Source organism: Rhodococcus sp. ARP2 (assembly GCF_001029585.1).
Lineage (GTDB): Bacteria > Actinomycetota > Actinomycetes > Mycobacteriales > Mycobacteriaceae > Rhodococcus_F > Rhodococcus_F erythropolis.
This window is the reverse complement of record NZ_LEKE01000058.1, coordinates 74,121-98,924: the sequence shown is the minus strand read 5'-3', so window position 1 is coordinate 98,924 and position 24,804 is coordinate 74,121. Positions and strand designations below refer to the sequence as shown.

Here is a 24,804-nt window from a genome sequence, read left to right as displayed (position 1 = left end):
ATCAACCGTCTGCGTCAGATCAGCGGTCGACGACTATCACCTCTTGATCAGTAAGCACGGTGAATTGCGCGCCAGCAGTGGTCAGCGCTGCGACCGTCCGCGCGGTCACCTGCGGATCTTCGAGTAACGAATCGCCGCCGTGCGGCACTATCGCGAAGTCGACCAGCGCGAGCCCGGACCAGATCGGGTCGATACCGCACGTAGGCGTGACTTCAGCGGGGTCGTCCGATGCGTCGAGCCCGATCAGAGTCGGAGTCGCCAGACACGCTCCCGCGCTGTATCCCGCATAGGCCACGAGGCCCGAACGAACCAGCATCTCGATGACCCTATCTGCGCCGCTTCGGGCTAGCTGAGCTCGCAGGACGAACGTGTTTCCGCCGCGAACCCACAGGCAGTCGAATTCGCGAAGCCGGACTTCGAGTGCTTCCGGTGCCCCCAGGAAGCCTCGGACGTCAACTTCCTCTGCCGTGAAGCCCGCGGCCCGCAATGGGGTCAATTCGCTTGTCACTGCCGAACTGCGGGCATTGACGGGCCACGAATCTGCAGCCGCGGCGATCACCGCTATGCGCGCGCCGCGGCCTACAAGATCGACAAAAGCCTCGCGGTGGTCGCCGAAACGGTAGGACGAGAGAAACAGTTTCACTTCTCAGTACCTTCGCGACCTACCCACCCAGCTCTCAAATCGTGAACGCCAGATTGTCGACGACGCGTGCGCCCACCGTGGTGTCGCCGCGAAGTGAGATGTCGGTTCGATGATCGGACGCGTGGACGCGGCCACCGGCAATCCGGGTGAAGAGCGGTGAGCTCATCGAGATGGTCGTGGTCGCCGGACCGTCGAGCTCCGGGACGAGCGTTGCACGCGCATCGACCGAGACGTGAAGTGAACGGGCAAGTGGCCCTTCGAGTTCGAAAGTGATCCGTGCTCCCTCGGGTGCCTTTCCTCGTTTCCCGACGACAAATCCGAGCGCGCTGGTGATTTCGCCGAATGCAGTCTCCGCGCGCAATCCGCCTTCCTCGCCTGGAATGCCGACTGCATCTCTGATGTCGAGTTCGTGCATCCAACAGTCGAAGGTCCGAATACGCATGAACCGGCCATAGGGCGCAAGACCGACCGGTGTTTGTGTCTCGGCGTCCCAGTCTGCGCCCGTCATCGAGCGAAGAGCGTCGGCTCGCGTGGCGGTGATATCGCGATAGTGGGCCAACAAGTCCGCGTGCGGCGTCCGCCTCAGGCCTTCGACCCAGCGCTCGTTGAACGCCGCAATCTCGTTGTGGACGTGAGGCAATGCGTGCACGTCCAGGTCGATCGACGGCGGATTGATGCCCGCGAGCAGTGATTCCGTACCGATCAGGTGGGACACGATGTCATGAACCGTCCACCCCGGAAGGTTGGACGGTGCCAACCACTGGTCACCGTCGAGTTCGGCAAGCAGTGCGTCGATGACTTTCCATTCCTCGGTCAACGCGTCGACTACTGCGTCCTGGGGCCAACCACTCATGCGGACATCTCCTGTTTCGGACGGTGCGGTTCTCCTCACTGTATGTCGCGCCGGATAAGTGAGCGGGCATTCCCATGCTTCGAGTCGGTGTCGCCAAACATCCGAGGGAGGCAGAGTTCCTGTGGTAGACCAGGATTGTCGACGCCGAAGCAGGCTCACGCGGCGTTGTCGTCACCGACAGAGGAGTCTTCGTGTTTCCAGGAAATTTTGTCCAGTTCACCCCGGACAAGCCCGCCGTCATTCGCCCGGCCACGGGTGAGTCCATCACCTATCGGGAACTCGACGAACGGTCGACGCAGTTGGCGCGATACTTCCGAAGTGTCGGTGCCAAGCCTGGGGACCACGTCGCTCTCATCTCGAACAACGATCTCCGGGCGTTCGAGGTGTACTGGGCAGCATTGAGATCAGGTCTCTACATCACTGCGGTGAACTGGCATCTCACGGCTGCGGAGACCGCCTACATCGTCGACGACTGCGAGGCGACAATTCTGGTGGCGTCGGGTCAGGCGTCGACAGCAGTTCCGTTGGACGAGAAGCTGATTCCGCGCGTGCGTCACCGATTGGTGTACGGCGGCGCCCTCGAGGGTTTCGACGACTACGAGGATGCGGTCGATGCTCAGTCCGCCGATCCACTCGACTCGCAGCCACGTGGGGCTGACATGCTGTATTCGTCAGGAACCACGGGGAGGCCGAAGGGGATCAAGGGAGACCTTCCGGAGGGCGAGGTGGACACCACCATGGATCCGTACACCGCGGTGTTCGCGCCGATGTACGGGTTCGATTCCGACACAGTCTATTTGTGCCCGGCTCCGGTCTATCATGCGGCGCCCCTGCGCTTTTGTGGCGTGATCAATTCGGTCGGCGGAACCGTGATCTTGATGGATGCATTCGAAGCCGAAACCGCGCTGGAGTTGATCGGTAAACACGCTGTGACGCACAGTCAGTGGGTGCCGACGATGTTCGTTCGAATGTTGAAACTTCCGAAGGAGACCCGCGATCGTTACGACGTTTCGACGGTGAAGGTCGCCATTCACGCTGCTGCTCCCTGTCCGCCTGAAGTGAAGACGGCAATGATCGACTGGTGGGGGCCGGTGATCCACGAGTACTACGCCTCGACCGAGGGTTCGGGCGCCACCTTCATCAACAGCGAGCAGGCCTTGGCGCATCCGGGTTCCGTCGGTCGTGACGGAGTGATGGGGATCGTGCACATCTGTGACGGCGCCGGGCGTGATCTTCCGGTCGGCGAGGTCGGTACCGTGTTCTGGGAGCGGGAGACTCTGCCATTCCGGTACCACAACGACCCCGAGAAAACGGCTGCCGCGCAGCATCCGGATCATCCGACGTGGACAACGAGTGGAGATATCGGCTATATCGACTCCGAGCGTTTCCTTTATCTGACCGATCGTGCGGCATTCACGATTATCTCTGGTGGCGTCAATATCTATCCGCAGGAGTCTGAGAACATCCTTACCTTGCATCCGAAAGTGTTCGACGTGGCGGTCATCGGTGTTCCCGATGAAGAAATGGGCGAACAGGTCAAGGCGGTTGTCCAACTGGCGGAGGGAGTCGAGCCGAGTGCCCATGTCGCCGAGGAATTGCTGGAATACGTTCGCAGCCAGGTTGCACATTTCAAAGCTCCGAGAAGCATCGACTTTGCCGACGAATTGCCTAGGACCGCGACAGGAAAGCTCGTAAAGCACAAGTTGCGGTCTCAATATGTGAGCAGTTGATCCTCCGGTGAAATACTAGGACATCAGAGTAATTCTGCGAGATAGTCGGCAAGGACCTGCGCGTGGCTGTATCGCAGGTCCTTGCTTGCTGTCAGTAGAACAACGGGTCGAGAATCCGATGCCGGTGCGATGCGTACTGCAGGTTTTCGCGTTTGACGCCGCGCGGCCAGAGTCGGTCGACGAGGAGACGGACGGCGTTACATTCGGAAGCTGGTTCGTAAACTCGCTCGACGGTGATTATTCGGCGCGTCATTCTCATGCCTTTTCGTCTTTCGGCCGTTTCAAATAGTGGAATAGCCCGCCATTCGAGTGTGATCGGCCTCACAGTAGGCTTCTTGGGGTATGTCCAAACATACTGTTCGGACTCGATTCAGATGGAGAAAGTGCGTCGTCGGTTTCCCTACGCCGCGGTAACTCTGGCTACTATCAGTCACCATTCACCCAAAAGCGGGTCATCTTCCGCTCATCACATGCTGGTTGCCGCTCGTCGCAGCAGGCGAACCACCAACCGCAGAAGGTAATGGAAAATGGAAACATCGAAGAGCGCACAAGTGCGTCCGACGGTCGGCGTCCCTCGAGAATCGAGTGATGGTGAGCGTCGGGTCGCATTGGTGCCGAAAATTGTGTCCGCTTTGATCGGCAAGGGCGTCGACGTGGTCGTCGAGTCCGGGGCCGGTCTCGGGGCGTTGATTCCCGACGAGTTGTACACCGCTGCCGGCGCGAAGATCGGCGATCCGTGGACTGCTGACGTCGTGGTCAAGGTTGCGCCCCCGTCGACAGAAGAGATCGCCCGGATCAGTACCGGCGCGAAGCTCATCGGTTTCCTGAATCCGCGTAATGCGGACAACCGCATCGCCGAGTTGAAGGCCGCCGGCATCGAGGGATACGCAGTGGAGGCGATTCCTCGTATCTCCCGCGCGCAGGTGATGGACGCGTTGTCCTCGCAGGCGAACGTGTCCGGGTACAAGGCTGTTCTGTTGGCAGCATCGGAGTCGACGCGGTTCTTCCCGATGCTCACCACCGCTGCAGGCACGGTGAAGCCTGCGACCGTTCTGGTGCTCGGAGTGGGTGTGGCAGGTCTGCAGGCGCTGGCGACAGCCAAGCGCCTCGGTGGCCGCGCTACCGGGTACGACGTGCGTCCTGAGGTCGCCGACCAGGTGCGTTCGGTGGGTGCACAGTGGCTCGACCTCGGAATCGACGCGGCGGGTGAGGGTGGATACGCCCGCGAGTTGACCGACGACGAGCGAGCGAAGCAGCAGCAGGCACTCGAAGATGCGATCAAGGGCTTCGACGTTGTGATCACCACTGCTCTGGTTCCGGGTCGTCCGGCGCCGCGCCTGGTCACCGCTGCCGCGGTCGAAGGCATGAAGCCGGGCAGTGTCGTGGTCGACCTCGCGGGTGAAACCGGCGGTAACTGCGAGCTGACCGAGCCGGGTCAAACCGTCGTCAAGCACGGCGTGACCATTTGCTCTCCGTTGAATTTGCCGGCGTCGATGCCTGAGCATGCGTCCGAGTTGTACTCGAAGAACATTTCCGCGCTGATCGAACTGATGTTGGTGGAAGGTGCATTGGCGCCTGATTTCTCCGACGAGGTTCTGGCCGGTGCGTGCGTCACCCGTGAAGAGAAGGGCGCCTGATGTACACATCACTTCTGGCGAACATCGCGATCCTGGTGTTGTCCGGGTTCGTCGGTTTCGCTGTGATCTCCAAAGTTCCGAACACCCTGCACACCCCGCTGATGTCAGGCACGAACGCCATCCACGGCATCGTCGTCCTGGGTGCGTTGGTCGTCCTGGGCAAGGTGCACGATCCGTCGATCGGGTTGCAGATCATCTTGTTCGTCGCGCTCGTCTTCGGAACCGTGAACGTTGTCGGTGGGTTTGTGGTCACGGACCGCATGTTGGCGATGTTCAAGGCCAAGCCGGCCGCCAAGTCTGTGTCGAAGGATGGTGACCAGTAATGGAATACCTGGTCAATGCGCTCTACATTGTCGCGTTCTCGATGTTCATCTACGGCCTCATGGGTCTTACCGGCCCGAAGACCGCAGTCCGCGGCAACCAGATCGCCGCGGTCGGCATGCTCATCGCCGTCGTTGCAACTCTGATCTCCATTCGGGATGCGGAGATGGGTAACTGGATCCTCATCGCTGCCGGCCTGGTCATCGGTGTCGTGCTCGGTGTCCCGCCGGCGCTCCGCACCAAGATGACGGCCATGCCGCAGTTGGTCGCGCTCTTCAACGGCGTGGGTGGTGGCACCGTCGCGTTGATCGCGTACGCGGAATTCCTGGACTCGGACGGATTCACCGCATTCCAGCACGGCGAGTCGCCGACGGTGCACATCGTCATCGCTTCGCTCTTTGCTGCCGTGATCGGATCGATCTCCTTCTGGGGCAGCGTGATCGCGTTCCTGAAGCTGCAGGAAACTCTGCCTGGTCGTCCGATCGGAATCGGTAAGCTCCAGCAGCCGCTCAATGCGCTGCTGCTCATTGCCGCAGTCGCGTTCTCGGTGATCATCGGCATCAAGGCGATCTCGCCGGAAGGCCCGACCAGCTCACTGTGGATCGTCGGCGTCCTCGTGCTTTCGGGCATCCTCGGACTGATGGTCGTGCTGCCCATCGGCGGCGCGGACATGCCCGTCGTCATCTCGCTGCTCAACGCTCTGACCGGTTTGTCAGCTGCTGCTGCAGGTTTGGCGCTCAACAACCAGGCGATGATCGTCGCCGGCATGATCGTGGGTGCTTCGGGCACCATCTTGACCAACCTCATGGCCAAGGCCATGAACCGGTCCATCCCGGCCATCGTCGCCGGCGGTTTCGGTGGCGGCGGCGGCGAAGCTGCATCCTCCGACGGTGTCGTGCGCACGGCAAAGGCGACCTCGGCCGCCGACGCGGCTATCCAGATGGCCTACGCCAACCAGGTCATCGTCGTACCGGGATACGGACTTGCGGTCGCGCAGGCTCAGCACGCCGTCAAGGACATGGCGAAGTTGCTCGAGTCGAAGGGCGTCGAGGTCAAGTACGCCATCCACCCGGTCGCCGGCCGTATGCCCGGTCACATGAACGTTCTTCTCGCAGAGGCGGATGTCTCGTACGACGCGATGAAGGAAATGGACGACATCAACGACGAGTTCTCTCGTACCGATGTCACCTTGGTGATCGGCGCGAACGACGTCACCAACCCGGCGGCGCGCAACGATCCGAGCTCACCGATTCACGGAATGCCGATCCTCAACGTCGACCAGTCGAAGTCGGTCATCGTGCTCAAGCGTTCGATGAACTCCGGTTTCGCCGGTATCGAGAACCCGCTCTTCTTCGCCGAGGGCACCTCGATGCTCTTCGGTGATGCCAAGAAGTCGGTCTCCGAAGTAACCGAGGAGCTCAAGGCGCTGTAGCGCTCGAGCTCGGAAGGGCGTCCACTCGTAACCACGGGTGGGCGCCTTTTTCGTGTCCCTGTGTCGAAACGGCTTCTTGTGCTGAAACGACAAAGGCGCCTGGTCCGAGACGAAACTCGGAACAGGCGCCTCTGGCGACGTTTTACGGGACCTCGGGGGTTTCGGGGTCGGAAGAGAAGCCGGAAAGTAGTTCGATCAACTTCTGGATCAGTTCGAGCGGGTTCAGATCTTCGAGGCTCACGGTAAAGACTCCTTCGCTGTGGAACTACTTGATTCGGACATTTCAGAACATACGTCATGCCCCGCCGTCGCGGGAGGGCTTAACGGCGAGAATCTCTGAATCACAAAGATTTAGGACTAAAGTCGGATGCTCCGGTGCCTTGAGAACGCGATTGCTGCCGTATCCGGGCGTAGCGCTTCACGTTTCGCGGCGATGGGCGATCGTGCCATCAAAATGGCTGCAGCACAGGCCCATACCAGAGCGATCAGAACGCCAGCTATCACTCCGAAAAGGCCGCTCAACTCGGCGGCCAGTGCGCTGGCACCGATCGCAGCAACCCCCACGAATCCGAGACCGGCGACCACCGGACGCCACTGCGGGGCGGAGATCAAGATCGCCGAGCAGTACAGCGCGGTCGCCGCTGCGACGTGACCGCTGGGCAACAGGTCCTGGGGCACATCGGGGAGCCAGGAGCCGAACGCCGCGTTGGTGAGATTGGCGCCCATTCCGAGGAGCAGGATCGCGCCGATGCCGTATGGCAGTCCGCGGACCATCGAGACGACGGCCAGAGCAGTAGTGGCTGCGAGTACAGCGGTGACGTCGAATCGGCCTACCGTCCACTCGGCAAGTGCGCGCACCTGTTCGGGGACGCTCACCCCAGGCGAGGTGGGTCGCACGAAATACAAGACGCCCAGCGCTACGACGGCGATCGCAGCAAGGACGAGGAAGCGAGTGGTTGTGGAGGGAGCGGGGTGCTGGGTGGAGGTCGAGACGGTCACGAGTACCAGCATCCCTGTTGAGTCTGTGCCGATCGTGAGGATCAGCTGTGAGGTCTGTAGGCGGTCGGAGAATCGCGCCGAACGACACCCGCACAAGCCGCTGCGACCAGGACGCATGCAAACGGGATCAACATTGCTGTGGTGAGAGGCACAAGCGTGGTGACCCAGCCGATGGTTGCCGGACCGGCGAGGAATCCGATGTATCCCATGCCGACGACGCGAGACATGTTGGTGCCGGCCGAACCTGAGCCCAGATTTCCCGCCGTGGTGAAGATCTGCGGAATGCATCCCGACAGGCCGGCACCGAACAGTGCCCAACCGAGCAACGTGAGCGGTAGCCAGCCCGACACCACGACGGTCAGCATTCCGATGGACGAGAGCAACGCACCGTAGCGAACCACTGCCACCGGGCCGACTGCCGCGCTGATCCGATCCGCGGTGAATCGGCCGACGGTCATCATGGCGGAAAATGCACCGAACGACAGTGCAGCAACGGCATTCGAGACACCCAGATCTTCCTTGACCTGCAGTGCGCTCCAGTCGTTTGCCACTCCCTCGGCCAGCATCAGAACAAAGGCGAGGGTTCCGAGGGCTAGTACGCGAGCCGAGAATCTGCCGTGTGTCTTTCCGGTAGTCGACGCGGTTTCGGCATGCACGTCGACGTGAGGGAGCAGGGGTCGCGAGCACAACCAGACCGCGAGCAAGCCGATTGCCGACGCGATGCTGAGCGTGACGTACGGCGGAAGATCCAGTGCGAGAGTGCCGAATCCGATGACGGACCCCAATACGCCGCCGACCGAGAACATGCCGTGAAAGGCCGCCATGATCGGGCGCCGGTACAACTGTTCGGCCTCGACAGCCTGCGAGTTCATCGACACGTCCAACGCGCCGTTCGCGAAGCCGAATACAACAAGTGCCGCGCCCAGTTGCCAGGTGTTCGTGGCAAATCCCGGGCCGAGAGTGGCGAATGCCAGCCCGCTACCCGCCAGGATGACCATGCGCCGGCTGCCGTATCGGTCGGCGAGCGGACCGCTCAATTGCATACCGGCAATGGCTCCGACAGCAAGAAGGAGAAGCAGTGAGCCGAGCGTCGAGTGACTGATTCCCACACGGTGTTCGATGGACGGAATGTGGACGACCCACATCGCGAGCAGAAATCCGTTGATGCCGAAGATGCCGAAGATGCCGGCCCGGGCGCGTACCAGGGCGGAGGTGGGGACTACTCGGTCGGTGGGGTTGACGCTCACTCGTTCCTTTTTACAGGTGAGACAGCAACAGGTCCGGGTCCGCGAGCATCTGTGCGACAAATGAGAGGAATCTCGCGGCCTGCTCACCATCGAGTATCCGGTGGTCGAACGTCAACGTCAGTGTCGCGACGCTCCGCGCTTCGATCTTGCGCTCGATTACCCAGGGACGCTCGCTCACTGTGCCCAGGCAAAGGATGACGGCTTCTCCCGGATTGAGGAGCGGAATGCCCCCGTCGACGCCGAAGACTCCGACATTGGTGATCGTGACGGTGCCACCGGTCAGGTGATGGACATCGGTCACTCCCGCGCGGGCAGCGACGGTCAGTTCGGTCACCGCGCGTGCAAGTTGGACCAGGCTCAGCGTCTCGGCGCTTTTGATGTTGGGCACGGACAGTCCACGTTCGGAGGCGACGGCGATGCCGAGATTCACGTGATCGTCGATGACGGCGTCGCCGCGGGCCTCGTCCCAATGCGCGTTCACCATCGGGTGCGACGAGATCGCCGTAACCAAGGCCTTGGCCGCGAGAGTCAGCGGAGTGAGAGAAAGTCCGGTGAATGCGTCCGAGGGACGGAGCCTGCCGAGTAGTTCCATCGAAGGCGTGACATCGGCGGTGAGGAAGACGCTGGCTTGCGGGGCGCGGGCACTGGCAACCATCGCCGACGCCATCTGTTTCCGCATGCCGGACGAGACCGGCTGTTTCTGTATACCGGATCCGGCCGGCCGCGGAGCTTCATTCGACGCGGCCTTCACGCGAAGCGCGTCTGCGACGTCCGCTGCCGTGACGGCACCGTCGAATCCACTTCCGGTGATTTCGCTCAGGTCGATGCCGGCTTCGCGGGCCGCGCGCCGCGCCGAGGGTGTTGCGGGCCGACGCTCGGTACTCGCCGCGGTTTGCGAGTGTGGCGTAACCCTGTTCCGTCGTCGGCTCGGTCTCTCGGCCGCGGGTCCGTATCCGACAAGCACACTCGGAGACTGTGAATCACTTGGAGACGGTGAATCTGCAGGCTCCTCGATTCGGATGATCGGAGTGCCGACCGGGACGGTAGAGCCAGGTTCGACGAGGAGTTCTCTGACAACGCCGACGTAGGGCGACGGCAGTTCGACGAGAGCTTTGGCTGTCTCTACCTGGGCGAGAACTTGATTGAGTGCCACCGTGTCGCCGACGCCGACCGTCCACTCGACCAGATCGGCGGACGTCAGGCCCTCGCCGAGATCCGGCAACCGGAATTCGTGCCCGGTACTCATGCTGCCAGCGTCCGGTCGAGTGCTGCGAGGATCCGGTCGGCGTCCGGAAGGTGAAATCGCTCGAGCTTGGCGGGCGGGTAGGGGATGTCGAATCCGGTGACCCGCAGGATCGGTGACTCGAGCTGATAGAAGCAGTGTTCCGCGACGTGTGCTGCGATTTCGGCGCCGACGCCGAGAAACTTCGGCGCCTCGTGGACGACGACCAGCCGTCCTGTCTTGTTCACCGACGCCTCGATCGTGTCGAAGTCGATGGGGGAGAGTGAACGCAGATCCACGACCTCCAGATCGTGGCCTTCTTCTTCGGCGATCCGCGCGGCGTCGAGCGCGGTGGCGACCATGGATCCGTACGCAACTACTGTCGCGTCGTCTCCAGGGCGAGCGACGCGGGCACGGTGAAGCGGAAGCTCGGGCGCGGCATCGGTATTCACGTCGGCGGTATCCCAGTAGCGCCGTTTGGGTTCGAGGAATATCACCGGGTCGTCGGCCGCAATGGATTGGCGGATCATGTGAAAGCCGTCGATCGGATTGCTCGGGTACACCACCCGCAGTCCCGCGGTGTGAGCGAAGTACGCTTCCGGCGACTCCGAATGATGTTCCACCGCACCGATTCCGCCGCCACTGGGAATGCGAATCGTCAGTGGCGCAGAGGCAGCGCCTCGGGTGCGGTAGTGGATCTTGGCCACCTGCGAGACGATCTGATCGAAAGCCGGGTAGACAAACCCGTCGAACTGGATTTCGCAGACAGGCCGATATCCGCGCAAGGCAAGACCGAAAGCTGTTCCCACGATCCCTGATTCGGCGAGGGGCATGTCGATCACCCGAGTATCGCCGAAGTCCTTCTGCAGGGCGTCGGTAACCCGGAATACACCGCCGAGACGGCCCACGTCCTCTCCCATGATGACAACGCGACGATCGTCTTCGAGTGCGCGTCGCAGGCCGGTGTTGAGCGCTGTCACCAGATTCATGACGGTCATGACGAAGCCCCTTCCATGCTGCGGAGATACGCGCGATGCTCTTCGCGTTCAACGTCGATCAGTGGGTGTGCCTCGGCGTAGACGTGATCGAAGAGCGCTGACGGGGGTGGATCGGCGAGCGCGATGGTTGCGCGTCGCAGTCCAGCTGCGACGTCGTCGGCCGCCGCCGCGATGGTGCTGAGTTCGTTTTCTCCGAGAAGATCGCGACGGCCGAGGAACAGGCGCATTCGCTCGAGCGGATCGCGGCTTCTCCACTCCGACATGTCGGTATCGGCGCGGTACCTGCTCGGATCGTCGGACGTCGTGTGCGGGCCCATTCGGCAGGTGATCGCCTCGATGAACGTCGGGCCGCTGCCTTCGCGTGCGCGATTGAGCGCCGAGCGCGTGACTGCGAGAACGGCGAGGACGTCGTTGCCGTCGACGCGGATCGCGGGGATGCCGTAACCGATCGCCCGATGTGAGATGGGCGTGCGTGACTGGAGGGATACCGGTTCACTGATGGCCCACTGGTTGTTCTGGCAGAAGAAGACAACGCCGACACGGAAACTGGCGGCAAATCCCATCGCCTCGGCGATGTCGCCCTGACTTGTGGCGCCGTCGCCGAAGTACGCGATCGTTGCGATCTCGGCGCCGTCCAGGTGTGCGCCGAGTGCGTATCCGGTGGCGTGCAGCCCTTGGGAGCCGACGACGATCGCCGGATTGGTGACGTTGAATTGTTCTGGAACCCAACCGGAATGGGAGATTCCTCGCCACATGGTGGTCAGCAATTCGGGGGGAACTCCCCGGCAGTACGCGACGGCATGTTCGCGGTAGCTGGTGAACGCGAAGTCGTCTGGGGCGAGCGCTCTCGCGGAACCGACCTGGGCGGCTTCTTGGCCCAGCATCGGAGCCCACAAACCTATTTCGCCTTGACGCTGCAGGGCAACAGCTTCGGTGTCGATTCGGCGACTCACGACGAGATCGCGATACAACGACAGCAGTTCGTCAGACCCGATGTCTGTTATCAGGCGGTCGAATTCGGGACGGCACACTCGTGCGCCGTTCGGTTGGATGAGTTGGACCGGATAATCGAGGTTGTCGATCATCTTCGCTCACCTCGGTTTCTGCTCATGCCCGGCGCGCCTCGTGAGTACGCCGCACAATCCCGATGTGTTGTATGCAGTTGTCGCTCTACCATCAGGATCCCCCTGATTGGGAAATCCGCAAGTATTTCCACTGCCGTATCAGGACCGGAACTGCGAACTGGCGAGTAACAAACGTGTCGGTACGGCCAACCGATCGGAATTCAACCGCTAGCATCGGTGCGGTGACTGCAGTCGGTTTGAACGAAGAAGCTGTTTCCGCGTGGATCGCCGAACTGGGGGTCGGCGCCACGACACCACTGACTTTCGAGAGGATCGGTAACGGGCAATCGAACCTGACCTACTCCGTGACGGATGCGGGCGGAGGACGGTGGGTACTGCGCAGGCCTCCACTCGGCACGTTGTTGGCGTCCGCGCACGACGTCGTTCGCGAGCACCGCATCCTGTCCTCGCTCCAGGGAACCAAAGTGCCGGTTCCGAAGATCCTCGGCATCACGGAAGATCCGGAGATCACGGACGCTCCGCTGGTCCTCATGAGCTACATCGACGGCGTTGTGATCGACGGCGTTCCAGTGGCTCAGAAGTTGACCGAGGACGAGCGTCGCGCGGTTGGATTGGCGATGCCGAAAACCCTCGCAAGCATCCACGGGGTTGACCTGGAAGAGACCGGCCTCGACGATCTGGCCAGCCGCAAGCCCTTTGCCGAGCGTCAGCTCAAACGGTGGTCGGCGCAGTGGGAGAAGTCGAAGACCCGCGATGTTCCTGACGTTGACCGGTTGGCCGAGATTCTGCACCGAAACATTCCGGAACAGAACGAAGTGACCTTGGTTCACGGCGACTTCCACCTCAACAACGTCATCACCGACCCGGTCGAGGGGCGCATCGTTGCCGTCGTCGACTGGGAGTTGTGCACGTTGGGGGAACCGCTCGCGGATCTCGGTGCTCTACTCGCGTACTGGCCGGAAGCCGGTGACAAAGTTGCCGGTCCGTTCATGGCGTCCACGCTGGAAGGCTTCCCGAACCGCGACGAGCTGGTCGATGCCTACGTCGAGGCGACTGGCCGCGACGTGTCAGCGGTCGGATATTGGCACGTACTCGCTCTGTGGAAGCTCTCGATCATCGCCGAGGGTGTGCTGCGACGCATTCTCGACGATCCGCGTAACAAGGCCGAGCACGGCGGCCCGACGGTCGCGCTGATCGACGGAATCGTTGCACGCGCCGTCTTGACGGCAGGTCAGCTCGGTCTGAGCTAGTTTTCGGTCAAGGTCCCGGCTGCTGATCTGATCGCAGCCGGGATCTCCACCGGCTTACGGGTGTCGGCATCGACGTAGACGTGCACGAAGCGACCAGTCGCGGCAGGTTCCCAATGGCCGTTTTCGACCTCGTGGAATATCGCCAGGGCGTAGACGATGCTCTTGGTGCCCAGCTTCTCGACGGAGATACCCACCTGCAACTGCTCGGGGAACGACAGTTCGCTCAGGTACCGGCACGACGTCTCGGCGACGACGCCGATGGCAGGCAGATTGCGGATGTCGGTTCCAGTGGAAGACATCAGCCAGGCGTTGACCGCGGTGTCGAAGTACGAGTAGTAGGTCACGTTGTTGACGTGGCCGTAGTGATCGTTGTCGTCCCACCGCGTCGGGACGGGCCAGAGAACGGGAAACTCGCTGATCGACGGGGGCGTCTGCGCTGTGCTCACGGCTTCGACTGTAGTGAGGACTTTCGCGAGAGTGAGGGCAGGGTGGTGCGCTGTAGGACTGCACGCACGATCAGCCCCACCAACAGTGCCCAGAATGCCGAACCGATTCCCAGGATACTGACCCCGGATGCGGCGATCAGAAACGTGACCACGGCGCCTTCACGTTCACTCGCCTCGCTCAGCGCCGACGTGAGGGCGCCGGCAAGCGTTGCCAGGAGCGCCAGTCCGGCAACAGTTTCCACGACTCCGGCCGGTGCGGCGGCTACCAGAGCGGCCACCGCGGCCGCGCCGGCAGCGAGAACGAGATACGCCCAGCCTGCGGTGAAGGCAGCGATCCATCGACGTTTGGGATCCGGATGTGCGGTGGGGGCGGCGGCCAGGGCCGCGCTGATCGCCGCGAGGTTGATCGCATGGCCACCGGCCGGTGCGCCGACGATGGTGCCGATACCCGTCACGATCATCGACGGCCGCCAGGGAACGGTGTAGCCGAACGAATTCATCACGGCCACACCGGGAATGTTCTGCGAAGCCATCGTGACGATGTAGAGGGGAATCGCAATGCCGATCATTGCCTGCCAGGTCCACGACGGCGCGGTGAGATCGATGCGGGGAATCATGGCGCCGGCGTCGAGCACTCGATCCGACGTGACGAGGCTGATCCCGATCACGACCGCTGCTGTGAGAAACGCGAGCGGAACCGCCCATCGCTTGGAGAAGCGCTGCGCGGCAAGCCAAACCAGGATGACGGGCGCGACCGCTGCCGGTGCGTCCCGGACGGCGATGATCGGCGCCAGGCACAACGGCATCAGAACCCCGGCGAGCATCGCTTGCGCGAGGGGCGTCGGGATTGCCGAGATGATCCTTCCGAGCGTCGGCCACAGTCCGGTCAGCACGATCGCGATTCCGACGACGATGAATGCTCCGACCGCGGCCGGCCACCCACCCTCGACCGCTCCGGCGCCGGCGAGCAGAGCGGCACCGGGCGTCGACCAGGCCAGGGTGATCGGCATCCGATACCGGCGTGAGAGCCAGAGCATTCCCAACGCTTGGGTCACACACAGAACCAGCAGTCCGGACGCCGCCTCGGTTGCGTCCGCACCGACAGCCGCGAGGCCGGTGAGCACCACCGCGAACGAACTGGTGAAGCCGACGAGGGCCGTGACGATGCCTGCGCTCATCGGTTGCGAGTTGCTGCGAACGGCTTCCGGTTCGGTGGTATCTGTGGAGTCCGACATGGTCAGTGATTCTGCCCGACCCGCCCCAGACCCGATTTACCTGTCCGGTCGGATGGGTGAGGTGACCGCTTTGCCGTAGATGAGGTGCGTTTGGGCGTGCCAGACCTCGGGATGTGCGGCGAGGTGGTCGATCAATACTCGCTGTAGATGAGCACTGTCACGGACCGCGACGTGGAGGAAGAAATCCTCAGGCCCCGAGACGTTGAAGAGCGCAAGCGTTTCCGGCAGTGCTAGGGCGTCGGCGGTGAACCGGTCGACGAGGTCGCGGCGGTGTGGTCGCAGTTGAACGGCGATGATCGCCTGCATCGACCGGCCAACGGCTGCCGGATCGACAACCGCGTGGATACCGCTGATCGTTCCGTTGGCACGTAGGCGTCGTACGCGCTCGTGGCACGAGGACGTCGCCAAGCCGACTCGATCGGCCAACACCTTGTTGGTGATCGACGCGTCGTTCTGCAATTCGGCCAAAATCTTCCAGTCCACCGGATCCAGAGGCTCATTCTTCGTCATCTGCCGAACTATATCCGGAGTCGTTTTGAACTTCCCGGATCCAGTTGCACACTCCTGGCATGAACATGTGTCTCGAATCAGCTCGGGTGTGAGGTATTTCGGATGAGTGTCGGTCAATGGCTCGCTTTCGGCTCCCTGCTATCCATCGTCCTGTTCACGCCGGGACCGGATTTTGTCCTGATCCTGCGTCATTCTCTGGCAGATCGTCGGACCGGCGCGGTGGTGGCCGCCGGTGTGATTTCCGGGCTCTTCGTTCACACCGCTGCCGCGTCACTGGGTCTCTCCGCACTTGTGGCGACACGGCCACAGTTGCTCTCTGCGCTCACATACGCCGGGGCGGCATATCTGACCTGGCTCGGCATCTCCGCGATTCGAAGTGCTTTCAAAGCCCGAGCCTCGGACGAGGGAATTCCGGCAGCGAAAGAACCGATCGCGGTCACCACGGCATTTCGCTACGGCTTCCTCTCGAACCTGCTGAACCCGAAGGCGCTGTTGTTCTTTCTCGGGCTACTCCCGCAATTCATCGAGCCGGGTGAAGGCGCAGGGCTGCGCACGTTGATGTTGGCGGGCGCGACGGTGGTCGCCGCGGCACTGTGGTGGGCGATCGTGGTGGTGTTGGCGGCCGGAGCCGGCAAGAAGCTGCGTCGTCCTGGCGTCGGCAAGCGAATCGACGTGGTGACGGGAGTGTTGTTGGTGGGTCTCGGTGCCTTCTTCGGGGTTGCATGAGTGGTCGTGTCAGGATGGGCTCATGACACTTCCCGTGCTGATCGACGTCGAAGAACTGTCCGCTCTCATCGAGGCCGGCGCTGCGCCGCGATTGCTCGATGTCCGATGGGCGCTGGGTGATTCGAACGGCGAGCAGCATTTTCGCGACGGCCATATTCTCGGCGCGGTATTCGTGAACCTCGACGAGGAACTTGCTTCGCCGTCGTCGCCGGACAAGGGAAGGCATCCGCTGCCGAGTCTCGAAGACCTGCAGGACGCTGCGCATCGTTGGGGAATCGACGACGGTGATTCGGTGGTGCTTTACGACGCCACCGGCAACACGGCCGCTGCCCGTGGTTGGTGGCTGCTGCGGTGGGCCGGGCTCTCGGATGTCCGACTGCTCGACGGCGGGCTACAGGCCTGGGAGTCCGCGGGACTGCCGTTGGCGGCCGGTATCGGTGAGTCGGTCACTCCGGGCAGCGTGACTTTCACCGGCGGCAACATGCCGACGGTCGACATCGACGGCGTCGGCGACTGGACGCGTGCGGGCGGTGTGCTTCTCGACGCCCGAGCGGGGGAGCGGTACCGCGGCGAGGTCGAGCCGATGGATCCCGTCGCGGGGCACATCCCCGGTGCGGTGAGCGCGCCGACCGCGGAGAACATCACCGGCGACGGTCGGTTCCTGGATGCGACCCGCCTGCGTGAGCGGTTCGCCGGACTGGTCGCCGGAGACAGTGTCGCGGTGTACTGCGGATCCGGAGTAACTGCAGCGCATGAGATTGCGGCACTCGCGATCGCCGGTTACGACGCGACGCTGTTCCCGGGCTCGTGGTCACAGTGGTCGAACGACAGCACTCGCGCCGTCGACACCGGAGCCTGAGTCAGCTCTTGGTGCGATCGATGAATGACGGCACGAGAAACCACAGTGCCGTGAACATGATCGCGGCGCACGCTGCCAAAACCTTTGCGGCAACTCCGCCGACGGCGACCTCGGCGATCAACAGGACCGTGCCGGTCATGGAGGCGGCGAGAAAGGCTATGCCGCACAGGGCGAATCGGTTGGCGACGGGCAATATGTTCTCGCGGTGCCCACGGCGGAAGAGCATGCGATGCCAGACTGCGGGTGCCATCAGGAACCCGAACGAGATGGCAACAAGGATCACCGTCACCAAGTGGATGCCGCGGATGTACGCCGACGCTTCCTCGTAGCGTTCGGTGAATGCCACGGCCAGCAAGAAGGCGAACAGGATCTGAACACCAGAGAGCGCGACGCGCAGTTCTTGCAACAACTCGTTGAAGTTCCGCGCGAGTTGTTGAGGTGGAGTCTCCCCGGTCTCGTTCACGGCGACGTGGTTCCTACACCCGTGAGTATTCCGACGCTCGCTGGATCTGCTCCGCGCTCGGACGCACGCCGGTGTAGAGCACGAACTGCTCGGCGGCCTGAAGGGCAATGACCGACGCTCCCGTGATCGCCGTCTTGCCGAGTTCGGTCGCCAACGCGATCAGTGGCGTGTTCGCAGGCATCGCGACGACGTCGAAGACGACATCGGCGGCGCGCACTGCTTGTTCGGGGAACGACAATGCATCTGCTTCTGCACCGCCGGACATACCGATCGGAGTGGCGTTGATCAGCACACCGGGACGAAGCTCACCGAGTTCGGCCTGCCAGTCGAAGCCGTACTGCTTCGCGAGCGACGACCCCACTTGCTGGTTGCGGGCGATCACGGTGACGTCGGTGAATCCGGTGTCGCGCACCGCGGCGACGACTGCTTTTGCCATGCCACCGCTGCCGGCGACAGCGACGGACAGGCTCGTGTCGACGTCGTTGTCACGCAGCAGATCGGCCACCGCCTGATAGTCGGTGTTATAGGCGTGCAGCACTCCGGACTCGTTGACGATCGTGTTCACGGAGTCGATGGCGCTGGCCGAATCGTGCATGACGTCGATGTGCTCGATGACCTGTTCCTTGAACGGCATCGACACCCCGCAGCCTCGAATCCCGAGTGCTCGGATGCCGCCGATCGCGGCTGGCACGTCTTCGGTGGTGAAGGCTTTGTAGACGAAGTTCAGGCCCAATTCCTCGTAGAGGTAATTGTGAAACCTCGTGCCGATGTTGCTCGGTCGCCCGGAGAGCGACATGCACAGGAGCGTGTCCTTGTTGAGGTCGACGGTCATTGTCCCCACTCTAATCGCGAGTTCGGCGTAGTTCTTGATAGACGAGTGCACCCATCCGGATGTCCCGCAGCGCCGAATGTCGGGTATCCGATCGAAGCACCACTCGCACCGACAGAGCCGAGACGACATGGTCACACAGAACATCGACGAGCACCCGAGCACCGAATCTCGTCCACCGCGTCGTAGATGGGCTGCTCACGCGATCTCCGGAGTGTTGGCCGCGGCTGTCGTCCTGGGCGTCGGTGAACTGGTTGCGCTGCCGATCAACCCGGACGCGTCGCCCTTCTACGCCGTTGGGGCAACGACCGTCGACCGAACCCCGGCGTGGGCTCGCGAGTTCGCGATCGACACCTTCGGCACCAACGACAAGCCGGCGCTGTTCATCGGAATGTCGATATTGATCGTTCTGCTCGGTGCGGTGGCCGGGCTGTTGGAACGGCGACGCCGCCCGATCGGCAGTGTCATCCTTGTTCTTCTGGGCGCGGTTGGTGTGTATGCGGCGATGCAGCGCCCGACTGCCGATGCGATGTACGTGTTCCCGACACTGGTCGGTGTGGTGGCGGGCGTTGCAACACTGCGGCTGCTGATCACACAGTTGGAGGTGCCGCTCTCGCCTGGCGTCGCCGACTCGTGGTTGCCTCGTCGTCAGTTCCTTCTGCTGGCAGGTGCGGCGTTGGCAGTGGCTGCGGCAGCGGGTGCCGCCGGGAAGTTCGTGGGGCAGAGAATCGCCGGAGCAGTAGCGAATCGTGAAGATTTTGTCGTGCCCACCGCCGCTGACCCGGCGCCGCCGATTCCGGCGGGTGCGGACATCGCGATTGCGGGTGCGTCGACGTACATCACGCCCAACGACGACTTCTATCGAATCGACACTGCACTCCTCGTTCCGCAATTGACGACGGATTCGTGGGAACTGCGGATTCACGGAATGGTGGACCGCGAGATGACGTTGTCGTTCGACGATCTGGTGGCGAGAACGCCCATCGAGCGAGTCATCACGCTGACGTGTGTTTCCAACGAGGTGGGCGGCGTTCTGGCCGGGAACGCGAAGTGGATCGGTTATCCCATGAAGGACCTGCTCGACGAAGTCGGTGTCCATCCCGACGCCGACATGCTCCTGTCGACCAGCGTCGACGGCTTCACAGTCGGCACCCCGGTCGAGATAGTCACCGACGGCCGTGACGCGATTCTCGCCGTGGCGATGAACGGTGAGCCGTTGCCGTTCGAGCACGGTTATCCCGTTCGGCAGGTAGTTCCCGGCCTGTACGGTTTCGTCTCCGCCACCAAGTGGGTGACGGAGTGGGAACTCACGCGTTTCGACAAGGTCGAGGCCTATTGGACCCAGCGCGGTTGGGGTGCGCAGGCACCGATCAAGACGTCGTCGCGTATCGAGGCGCCGGCAGCTTTGGCGCCGATCGAGCCGGGCCAGGTGTTGGTGGCGGGAACGGCCTGGGCGCAGCATCGCGGGATCGAGAAGGTCGAGGTTCGCGTCGACAACGGCGAATGGCAACCGGCGACACTGGCGCAGGAGTACTCGATCGACACCTGGCGTCAATGGTCGTGGATGTGGGATGCAGGCTCAGGTTTGCACACCGTGCAGGTCAGAGCGACGGATTTGGACGGGAACGTTCAGGTGGAAGAGCGCACTCCACCGATTCCCGGTGGAGCCACTGGATGGCATACGAGGTCGTTCACCGTGAAGTGACAGGTAGATCCGAATGGGATTCGGTATACAGGCGGACGACGCACTGGGCCATCCATCCAGCGATCAGCGTTCGCAGGCCGAAGTCGAAGGTGTCGTCGGTTCGCAGTGGGTTCGCGGCCTCACGCGTGACCTCGCTCGGGTTGGAGGATTGAGTCCACGCGACATCCGGCGTCGAGAGTTTCACGACGGATCCGAGAACCAGACTGTCCAGCGTGGAAATTGCGTGACGCGTATCGGTCGAATCGAACCCCCCGTCCGAAAATGCTTGAACCAGTGCAGTATCGATATCAAAAGTCACCTCGGTGCGGACGCTGCGTGTCATGAGTAGCGGGATGAGGCGCCAATGTTCGACGGCAGCTCGGCGATATGCCCACCCCCACGCGCTGATCCGTTCGCTCCATCCTGCGGGTGGGTGGGGGACAGAGATCGACGACATCACGCGGATGCGCATGAGTTCGACGATCTCGGATCGACCCGAAATATGTGTGTAGAGCGAAGACGGAGTCACGTTCAGTTGCTTGGCGATCCCGGGCATGGTGAAGTCGCCGGTTGTGTCGACAGCATCCAGAGCCGCGTCGGTGATGTTTCGCGTGGACAGTATCGGCTGAGTGGGACGCGGCATCGATTCTCCTGGTGAGGGATTCGTCGGCAATCTCGGACTTGATCGATTGATGACAACTCCTTGATTTCGGGAGCCGGTATGCATCATACTAACCGAACCCTATTCGGTATGTCGGCGGAATCTTCCGGCGATCGGTACACGTCGGAGGAACATTCAATATGTCTGTCGTATGGCTGACCGGTGCAACGATCATCGACGGCACGGGCGCCGACCCGATCGAGAACTGCGCTGTTGCCGTGGAAGATGGCCGCATCAGTGCACTCGGTGGAACGCCGCCCGCGGGGGCGGAGGTGCTGGACTGCACCGGGCTGACAATCACTCCCGGCCTCATCGACGCACACGTTCATCTCGGTGGATCGAGCGATCTCGCACCTAGCCTGCGGCGTCAGATCTCGGTAGCCGAACTCGCTGCAGACATGTTCGCGACCTGCGCATCGACCCTCGACGGGGGATTCACCACTGTTCGTGACTGCGGCGGAATCGACGGTGGACTCGCCGGAGTTGTCGCCTCGGGCAAGATTCCGGGTCCGCGGATCATTCAGTGCGGCCCGATCCAGTGCCAGACCGGTGGACACGGACACCTGGCGGCCGAGTGGGAGCCGACTTCGGACTGGTCCGATCATGACATCCCCGGATTACGTTGTATGTCTCTGCTTTCCGACGGTCCGCACGAAATGCGAAAGAACGTTCGCGAGACGTTCCGCAGGGGTGCGGACTTCCTCAAACTGTGTGTTACCGGGGGAGTGGTATCGACTCATGACAAGCTCACCGATACCCAGTTCACGGTCGACGAGATCGAAGTTGCCGTCGAGGAAGCCAATGCGCGCGGTACCTATGTCACGGTGCATGCCCACAACAACGAGGGAATCCGAAACGCTGTCACTGCCGGCGCGAAATGCGTCGAGCACGGCTCAGGTATCGACGACGAGACTGCCAAGTTGATGGCCGAGCACGACGTCGCGTTGGTGCCGACGTTGGCTGTGGTGCAGGCACTCTCGGACAGCGCGGCGTCAGCAGGTCTACCCGAATCGATTTCGGCTCGGATCGGCCAGATGATGCAGGGTCAGATCGACGGGCTTCTTGCTGCTCGAAATGCCGGCGTCAGAGTGGGACTGGGATCGGACCTCATCGGTACCGATCAAACGGGCCGGGGAATGGAGCTAGTCCTGCGCGCCAAGGTCGAAACCCCGATGGACGCATTGGTTTCCGCTACCCGGATCAACGCCGACATTCTCGGTATCGCCGACGAGGTCGGCACCATCGAAGTCGGCAAGTTCGCCGACCTCGTTGCATTCCGCGGCAATCCGTTGACGGATCCGTCCATCTTCGCCGATCGTGAGCGCATCGCACTCGTCATTCAGAGCGGTCGAGTGGTGAAGGACGGCCGGTAGCTCAACAGCGAGTGGCGAGTTCTGTCAACACCGAGTGATCCGCCCGGCTGACCGGTAAGCCGTAGGAAATCGCGACGGTCAAGTACTTGCCGGCGTAAAAGCATCGGTATGCAGGATTGGGCGGCAACCACTCACCGGGCGTGCTGTCGCCTTTCGACTGGTTGTCGGGGCCGTTGACGGCCAACAGGTTCAGTGACGTGTCGTTCGCGAACCTCATCCGAAGCGCGGGCGTCCAGGAGTTCGCGCCGAAGTCCCAAGCCGCGGCGAGTGGGAAGACGTGGTCGATCTGAACGGACTTGGCCTGGCTGCGTTCGAATTCGATGCGATCACCGGAGTACGGGTCGGTCATCGCGCCCGACAGTACGACGCAGTCACGTGTTCCCGGTTTGAATACCACGTCCGAGAGATCATGGGCCAGAACGTTGTTGCGGGTATCGCACCCGTCGTGGCCACCTGGTGCGTCCTGGTCGTCGGACCAAGCGGGGCCGAAGACGCAAGCCTCGCCGTTACCGCAGCCGCGCTCGTATCCACCCGGATGTGGTCGGTTGTCGACAATCGCGGTCCGGGACAGCAGCGATTCGAGCTCCGATCGTGTCGGGCTGCCCGGGGCCGACTCGAGACGCTCGTCCCCGAACCATCCGCAGGACGCGACGAGACATACGAGCGCGAGCGTCGACAGGATCGCAGATAACCGTGCAACCACCTGTGCCCCCGCCCGTCGTAGACCGTGATTGAACCATCGCGGGCCGACAGGAATCAGCCGAATTCGGCCACCTGTGGGATCTACCTCGGATGCATGGGCGCTTGAAGTAGTGCCACGACCATTTCCACGATCTGAGCGGGCGTTGGTCCGAGCGACGCCAGGACCCCTTCGCCGTCTTTGGAGCGCTCGTAATCGGCAAGAAGTGCAAAAAGCGTCGTGGCCATCGACGAAATCCTGCTCGAACGTTCGTATGCCGTTCCTTCGCTTAGCTGTTCGGACAGATTCTGCGTGATGGTGGACCAGGAGGATCCTTCGTCGGCTGGCCAGATCTTGACTTGGTGGCGCATGACCTCGAGGAACCGGAAGTAGTGAGTTGCCCCCTGCTGCTCGGTTGCCTCCAGGAGTGCACCCACCAGAATGCCGGTCAAGTGCCTGTTGTCTTTCGTCTCGGCAGCCTCGAGTAGACGAGTTGCCGAGTCCTCCACGGCCGCCAAGCGACGACGTACGACCGCGTCGATCAAACCCTGTCGGTCGCCGAAGTAGTAGTTCACAGCGGAATTGTTGCGTTGGCCCGCGGCGATCGCGATGTCTCTGAGCGAAACGTCAGCGCCTCGCTCGGCAAACACACGTTCGGCGGCGGAGAGAAGTGAGTCAACAGCCATGCGACGGAATCTACCCTTGACACAGTTAAGCGATTTCGCTTAACTGTGGTCATGGAGCACATCGAGAACAACGGATACCGTGAAATCGACTCTGTTGCACCGCGTGATCGATACGCCCGGGGGTGGCATTGTCTGGGCTTGTCCGCCCCGTACAAGGACGGCAAGCCGCATTCGGTCCGTGCCTTCGGAACGAAGCTCGTCGTTTTTGCAGGCGAGGACGGCGAGCTTTCCGTCTTGGATGCATACTGCCGTCACATGGGCGGCGATTTGAGTCAGGGTGAGGTCAAAGGTAATTCGATCGCCTGTCCGTTTCACGATTGGCGCTGGGGTGGGAACGGACGGTGTACTGAAATCCCTTATGCCCGTCGAGTGCCCCCGATTGCGAAAACCCGTTCCTGGAACATTCTCGACCAGGACGGAATGTTGTTCGTTTACAACGATCCGGAGGGCAACAGGCCTCCGGCCGAGATCGCGCCTCCTCGAATTCCCGGAGTTGCATCCGACGATTGGACCGATTGGAAGGGGTTCAGGCAGATAGTCGTACAGACAAATTGTCGTGAACTCATCGACAACAACGTGGATATGGCCCACTTCTTCTACGTTCACGGATCGTTCCCAACACACTTCCGGAACGTCTTCGAGGGGCATGTTGCTGCGCAGTACATGAACGGTCTTGCACGAGAGGATATTCGACCGGTTGCCGCTGGAGGCGCGCCGCAATTGATCGGCAACACGTCGAAGGCCGCCTACTACGGCCCCGCTTTCATGATCGACGAATTGACCTATCACTACGACCAATTCGACATGGAGTCGGTCCTGATCAACTGCCACTATCCGATCGACCTGGACAGCTTTGTTCTCATCTACGGGGTGCTCGTCAAGCACTCCCCGCTGTTGGATCGGCGCGCCAGCGAGCACATGGCCGAGAGTATGGGGAGATACATCACCAAAGGCTTCGAACAGGACATCGAGATTTGGAAGAACAAAACCCGAATCGAGAATCCGCTACTGTGCGATGGGGACGGTCCTGTCTATCAACTACGCCGGTGGTACGAACAGTTCTACGTCGATGTCGCCGACATCAGTGCAGACATGGTCGAACGCTTCGAATTCGAACTCGACATGACCGCGCCGGTCGAAACCTGGCGCGAAGTTGTGTCGGAAGGTCTTGCGCTCCGATCGGCAGAGGCGTCACGTTGACACACGTCGAGTGTCGTCGGTGCCGAGCATCGGTGG

At 62.1% G+C, this 24,804-nt stretch carries 26 protein-coding genes; 10 read left to right on the top strand and 16 right to left on the bottom strand.

Translation table 11 applies throughout. The features are described 5' to 3' along the window. Positions 1–19 precede the first annotated feature (19 nt). On the bottom strand, positions 20–643 hold the full coding sequence (locus tag ABX74_RS16155) for a Type 1 glutamine amidotransferase-like domain-containing protein (protein WP_047889212.1): 624 nt from the start codon (positions 641–643) through the stop codon (positions 20–22). Positions 644–677: 34 nt separating this feature from the next. Further along, entirely contained in the window at positions 678–1,496 is an 819-nt protein-coding gene (locus ABX74_RS16150; protein WP_029255739.1) for a maleylpyruvate isomerase family mycothiol-dependent enzyme, read from the bottom strand. Positions 1,497–1,687: 191 nt separating this feature from the next. Between ABX74_RS16150 and ABX74_RS16145 the strand changes: the two genes are divergently transcribed. Then, positions 1,688–3,226: an AMP-binding protein gene (locus tag ABX74_RS16145; RefSeq protein ID WP_029255738.1), complete on the top strand. Its 1,539-nt coding sequence runs from the start codon at positions 1,688–1,690 to the stop codon at positions 3,224–3,226. Positions 3,227–3,317: 91 nt separating this feature from the next. Here the strand turns inward: ABX74_RS16145 and ABX74_RS29955 are convergent, their stop codons facing one another. Further along, positions 3,318–3,479: a DUF488 family protein gene (locus ABX74_RS29955; RefSeq protein WP_019749235.1), complete on the bottom strand. Its 162-nt coding sequence runs from the start codon at positions 3,477–3,479 to the stop codon at positions 3,318–3,320. A 274-nt stretch (positions 3,480–3,753) separates the two neighbouring features. On the opposite strand from ABX74_RS29955, the gene ABX74_RS16140 reads away from it, so the two are divergent. Genes ABX74_RS16140 through ABX74_RS16130 form a run of 3 tightly spaced genes read left to right on the top strand, consistent with a single transcriptional unit; the run spans position 3,754 to position 6,616 of the window. Next, positions 3,754–4,863, top strand: coding sequence for a Re/Si-specific NAD(P)(+) transhydrogenase subunit alpha (locus tag ABX74_RS16140; RefSeq protein ID WP_047889211.1), 1,110 nt, complete (start codon positions 3,754–3,756; stop codon positions 4,861–4,863). Beyond that, a complete protein-coding gene (locus ABX74_RS16135; protein WP_003941319.1) occupies positions 4,863–5,186 on the top strand; it encodes an NAD(P) transhydrogenase subunit alpha in 324 nt (107 codons plus the stop codon). Before ABX74_RS16140 ends, ABX74_RS16135 begins: the two co-directional genes overlap by 1 nt. Continuing rightward, the gene (locus ABX74_RS16130) at positions 5,186–6,616 is read left to right on the top strand and encodes an NAD(P)(+) transhydrogenase (Re/Si-specific) subunit beta (protein WP_003941368.1); all 1,431 of its coding nucleotides are present in this window, start codon (positions 5,186–5,188) and stop codon (positions 6,614–6,616) included. Before ABX74_RS16135 ends, ABX74_RS16130 begins: the two co-directional genes overlap by 1 nt. Positions 6,617–6,973: 357 nt before the next feature. Here ABX74_RS16130 and ABX74_RS16125 read toward each other — a convergent pair whose 3' ends face one another. Genes ABX74_RS16125 through pdhA form a run of 5 tightly spaced genes read right to left on the bottom strand, consistent with a single transcriptional unit; the run spans position 6,974 to position 12,167 of the window. Continuing rightward, on the bottom strand, positions 6,974–7,627 hold the full coding sequence (locus tag ABX74_RS16125) for a hypothetical protein (protein ID WP_020908349.1): 654 nt from the start codon (positions 7,625–7,627) through the stop codon (positions 6,974–6,976). Positions 7,628–7,656: 29 nt separating this feature from the next. Continuing rightward, a complete protein-coding gene (locus ABX74_RS16120; RefSeq protein ID WP_019749231.1) occupies positions 7,657–8,862 on the bottom strand; it encodes an MFS transporter in 1,206 nt (401 codons plus the stop codon). A 10-nt stretch (positions 8,863–8,872) separates the two neighbouring features. Continuing rightward, complete coding sequence (locus ABX74_RS16115) at positions 8,873–10,108, bottom strand: dihydrolipoamide acetyltransferase family protein (RefSeq protein ID WP_019749230.1); 1,236 nt, start codon at positions 10,106–10,108, stop codon at positions 8,873–8,875. Beyond that, the gene (locus tag ABX74_RS16110) at positions 10,105–11,082 is read right to left on the bottom strand and encodes an alpha-ketoacid dehydrogenase subunit beta (protein ID WP_019749229.1); all 978 of its coding nucleotides are present in this window, start codon (positions 11,080–11,082) and stop codon (positions 10,105–10,107) included. Before ABX74_RS16110 ends, ABX74_RS16115 begins: the two co-directional genes overlap by 4 nt. Continuing rightward, positions 11,079–12,167 carry a pyruvate dehydrogenase (acetyl-transferring) E1 component subunit alpha gene (gene pdhA, locus ABX74_RS16105; protein WP_047889210.1) on the bottom strand — a complete coding sequence of 363 codons (1,089 nt, stop codon included), beginning with the start codon at positions 12,165–12,167 and terminating at the stop codon, positions 11,079–11,081. The genes ABX74_RS16110 and pdhA overlap by 4 nt, the downstream gene beginning before the upstream one ends. A 221-nt stretch (positions 12,168–12,388) precedes the next feature. Between pdhA and ABX74_RS16100 the strand changes: the two genes are divergently transcribed. Continuing rightward, complete coding sequence (locus ABX74_RS16100; protein WP_047889209.1) at positions 12,389–13,417, top strand: phosphotransferase family protein; 1,029 nt, start codon at positions 12,389–12,391, stop codon at positions 13,415–13,417. On the opposite strand, the gene ABX74_RS16095 is transcribed toward ABX74_RS16100, so the two are convergent. Genes ABX74_RS16095 through ABX74_RS16085 form a run of 3 tightly spaced genes read right to left on the bottom strand, consistent with a single transcriptional unit; the run spans position 13,414 to position 15,608 of the window. Then, the gene (locus ABX74_RS16095; RefSeq protein ID WP_019749226.1) at positions 13,414–13,863 is read right to left on the bottom strand and encodes an acyl-CoA thioesterase; all 450 of its coding nucleotides are present in this window, start codon (positions 13,861–13,863) and stop codon (positions 13,414–13,416) included. The genes ABX74_RS16100 and ABX74_RS16095 overlap by 4 nt on opposite strands. Continuing rightward, positions 13,860–15,098, bottom strand: coding sequence for a benzoate/H(+) symporter BenE family transporter (locus tag ABX74_RS16090; RefSeq protein WP_047889208.1), 1,239 nt, complete (start codon positions 15,096–15,098; stop codon positions 13,860–13,862). The genes ABX74_RS16095 and ABX74_RS16090 overlap by 4 nt, the downstream gene beginning before the upstream one ends. 36 nt (positions 15,099–15,134) lie before the next feature. After that, the gene (locus ABX74_RS16085; RefSeq protein ID WP_003941284.1) at positions 15,135–15,608 is read right to left on the bottom strand and encodes an Lrp/AsnC family transcriptional regulator; all 474 of its coding nucleotides are present in this window, start codon (positions 15,606–15,608) and stop codon (positions 15,135–15,137) included. A gap of 102 nt (positions 15,609–15,710) precedes the next feature. On the opposite strand from ABX74_RS16085, the gene ABX74_RS16080 reads away from it, so the two are divergent. After that, positions 15,711–16,334, top strand: a complete 624-nt coding sequence (locus ABX74_RS16080; RefSeq protein WP_003941342.1) for a LysE family translocator — start codon at positions 15,711–15,713, stop codon at positions 16,332–16,334. A 22-nt stretch (positions 16,335–16,356) separates the two neighbouring features. Then, a complete protein-coding gene (locus ABX74_RS16075; protein ID WP_047889207.1) occupies positions 16,357–17,193 on the top strand; it encodes a sulfurtransferase in 837 nt (278 codons plus the stop codon). Between the two features lies 1 nt (position 17,194). On the opposite strand, the gene ABX74_RS16070 is transcribed toward ABX74_RS16075, so the two are convergent. Both ABX74_RS16070 and ABX74_RS16065 read right to left on the bottom strand, forming a co-directional pair. Beyond that, a complete protein-coding gene (locus ABX74_RS16070) occupies positions 17,195–17,656 on the bottom strand; it encodes a DUF6328 family protein (RefSeq protein WP_003941357.1) in 462 nt (153 codons plus the stop codon). Between the two features lie 13 nt (positions 17,657–17,669). Next, positions 17,670–18,488, bottom strand: coding sequence for a shikimate 5-dehydrogenase (locus tag ABX74_RS16065; RefSeq protein WP_047889206.1), 819 nt, complete (start codon positions 18,486–18,488; stop codon positions 17,670–17,672). 127 nt (positions 18,489–18,615) lie between these two features. On the opposite strand from ABX74_RS16065, the gene ABX74_RS16060 reads away from it, so the two are divergent. Then, positions 18,616–20,190, top strand: a complete 1,575-nt coding sequence (locus ABX74_RS16060) for a molybdopterin-dependent oxidoreductase (RefSeq protein WP_047889205.1) — start codon at positions 18,616–18,618, stop codon at positions 20,188–20,190. Here the strand turns inward: ABX74_RS16060 and ABX74_RS16055 are convergent. Continuing rightward, complete coding sequence (locus ABX74_RS16055) at positions 20,177–20,812, bottom strand: TetR/AcrR family transcriptional regulator C-terminal domain-containing protein (protein ID WP_047889204.1); 636 nt, start codon at positions 20,810–20,812, stop codon at positions 20,177–20,179. The two genes, ABX74_RS16060 and ABX74_RS16055, sit on opposite strands and share 14 nt — an antisense overlap. A 158-nt stretch (positions 20,813–20,970) precedes the next feature. On the opposite strand from ABX74_RS16055, the gene ABX74_RS16050 reads away from it, so the two are divergent. Beyond that, positions 20,971–22,203, top strand: coding sequence for a metal-dependent hydrolase family protein (locus ABX74_RS16050; protein WP_021334169.1), 1,233 nt, complete (start codon positions 20,971–20,973; stop codon positions 22,201–22,203). Position 22,204: 1 nt separating this feature from the next. Here ABX74_RS16050 and ABX74_RS16045 read toward each other — a convergent pair whose 3' ends face one another. Continuing rightward, complete coding sequence (locus ABX74_RS16045) at positions 22,205–22,906, bottom strand: HNH endonuclease family protein (RefSeq protein WP_047889203.1); 702 nt, start codon at positions 22,904–22,906, stop codon at positions 22,205–22,207. Between the two features lie 80 nt (positions 22,907–22,986). Next, the gene (locus ABX74_RS29710; RefSeq protein ID WP_020970076.1) at positions 22,987–23,568 is read right to left on the bottom strand and encodes a TetR family transcriptional regulator; all 582 of its coding nucleotides are present in this window, start codon (positions 23,566–23,568) and stop codon (positions 22,987–22,989) included. A gap of 45 nt (positions 23,569–23,613) precedes the next feature. Between ABX74_RS29710 and ABX74_RS16035 the strand changes: the two genes are divergently transcribed. Continuing rightward, positions 23,614–24,768 (top strand): Rieske 2Fe-2S domain-containing protein, encoded by a 1,155-nt coding sequence (locus ABX74_RS16035; protein WP_411269029.1) that lies wholly within the window; start codon positions 23,614–23,616, stop codon positions 24,766–24,768. The last annotated feature ends 36 nt before the right edge of the window (positions 24,769–24,804 follow it).